Below are 271 nucleotides of genomic sequence, written 5' to 3'. Positions count from 1 at the left end.
CAGCTTCGCCCAGAGCGTTTTCGATGCGCTCGACGTAGACTTCCACTTCGTCGCCCGGCTTCAGCGAGCCGTCTTTGCCCTTTGCGCCGAATTCCTTCAGCGGCACGCGGCCTTCGACCTTCAGACCGGCGTCGATGATCGCCATGTCCTTTTCAATGGCCACGATGCGGCCCTTGACGACGTAACCTTCAGCAAGGTCGTTCGTGGCAAAGGATTCCGCCAGCAGCGACTCGAAGTCTGCGAGGGATGGATTGAATTCTGACATGAATAC

The 271-nt window shown here is 57.9% G+C and carries 1 protein-coding gene; it reads right to left on the bottom strand.

Annotation, left to right across the window (positions count from 1 at the left end):
• A partial coding sequence (locus tag R0J92_RS23110) for a S1 RNA-binding domain-containing protein (RefSeq protein ID WP_411053389.1) occupies positions 1–271 on the bottom strand: 271 nt, incomplete at both ends.

The organism is Tritonibacter sp. SIMBA_163, assembly GCF_046535935.1.
In the GTDB taxonomy this organism is placed as follows: domain Bacteria; phylum Pseudomonadota; class Alphaproteobacteria; order Rhodobacterales; family Rhodobacteraceae; genus Epibacterium; species Epibacterium scottomollicae.
This window is presented reverse-complemented; position numbering and strand designations above follow the sequence as displayed.